Genomic DNA, 1,800 nt, shown 5'->3' with positions numbered 1-1,800 from the left:
AAGAGGCTGGGACAAAACCCCAGTAAATAAAAAATAAGGCGTAGGAGTTCACACAAAAAATGTGTAGGCCCTACGCTTTTTGCTATCGTTATTTTAGTAAACAAAAAGGACACCTTTTGATAAAATTAAAGTTACCACACAATAATTAATCACAAAAGAGGTGTCCTTATGTTTAAACATTATACCATGAATCAAGTTGTTTTGCCGCTGGATTTAGAAATCAAATTACAAGAAAATGATATAGCTTTTGCGATTCACGATTTAGTAGAGAGTATTCCTGATGAGGTCTTTGAAAAATTCTTACGCCAGACCGGTCGACCATCCTATCATCCGCGGATGATGTTAAAAATTATATTGTGTGGGTATACGCAGTCTGTCTTTTCTGGTCGTAAAATAGAAGCCTTACTACAGGACAGTGTTCGGATGATGTGGCTAGCGCAGGGTTACGAACCAAGCTACCGCACCATTAATCGATTTCGTTCTAATCCCCTCATTGAAGAGATTCTTCGTGAATGTTTTGTACAGTTTAGAAATCAATTAGTGGAGAAGGAACTGATAGAGGAAGATGCGATTTTTATTGATGGAACGAAGATTGAAGCAAACGCCAATAAGTTCACCTTTGTTTGGCGGAAGTCCACCGAAAAATATAGTGACAACCTGATTGAAAAATCGAATCAACTGTATGATGAGTTATTAGAGAAGGAAATTATTCCGGCGATTGAGCGAGAAAATCAAGAAGAGTTATCCGTTCAAGAGATGGAAAAAGTAGTTGAAAAGTTAGATGAAAAAATGGAAGAATACAACGAAAAAATTGAAGCTTGTGAAGTTGGCAGCGAGCGAAAGAAAATCCGTTCGGAACGTAAATTTCCAAAACGAGCTCGTAAGCAGTTTGAGGATTTCATCATTCGTAAACAAAAGTATCAAAACGATATGGAGATCTTCGGTAACCGCAATAGTTACTCGAAGACAGATCCAGATGCGACGTTTATGCGCATGAAAGATGACTACATGAAGAACGGTCAGTTGAAAGCTGGTTATAATGTACAGATTGCGACGGAAGGTCAATACGCACTAGCTTACGATGTTTTCCCGAATCCAACGGATACACGTACGTTGATTCCTTTTCTCAACACAATTGAAGATCACTTCTTTGAGCTTCCAGAACACATTGTCGCAGATGCGGGGTACGGCAGTGAACAGAATTATGAAGATATCCTAGAGAATCGAAATCGAATACCACTCATTACATACAATCAGTATCGAAAGGAGAAGAAAAAGAAACACAGAGAGAATGCTTTTCATGTAGACAACTGGGAATATAATGAAGAAGAAGATGCGTATCTATGTCCAAATGGAAGAAAAGTGCGGTTTAGCTATCACTCCAAACGAAAGGACAGGTACGGATTTACACGTGAGTTTAAAGTGTATGAATGTGAGGACTGTTCAGCCTGTCCACTGCGCGATCTGTGCACCAAAGCAAAGCCGGGTAACAACCGGAAAGTCTACATCAATGAAAAGTGGGAATCTCAAAAAGAATATGTACGCACGAAGCTTTCAGACGAGAAAACCGGTGAAATTTACGGGAAACGTAAAATTGATGTGGAGCCAGTTTTCGGATTTCTGAAGGCTAATTTGGGTTTCACTCGTTTTTCCGTTAGAGGAAAACAAAAGGTGACCAAGGAATTAGCCTTTGCATTAATGGCGGTGAACTTGAGAAAGTACACCGCCAACAACCCAGGTATAGTGACCGATGATGATAAATTTTACTCAAAAAAGGATCCAAGCAAAATTTTTTGCTTG

At 39.2% G+C, this 1,800-nt stretch carries 1 protein-coding gene; it reads left to right on the top strand.

All coding sequences use genetic code 11. The features are described 5' to 3' along the window. Positions 1 to 168 precede the first annotated feature (168 nt). The coding region (locus M3210_RS19780; RefSeq protein WP_251517992.1) for an IS1182 family transposase at positions 169 to 1,800 on the top strand (1,632 nt) is incomplete at its 3' end.

The organism is Oceanobacillus luteolus (assembly GCF_023715655.1).
Lineage (GTDB): Bacteria > Bacillota > Bacilli > Bacillales > Amphibacillaceae > Oceanobacillus > Oceanobacillus luteolus.
Note: the sequence above shows the minus strand (reverse complement) of the source record. Positions and strands in the feature narration are given on the sequence as shown.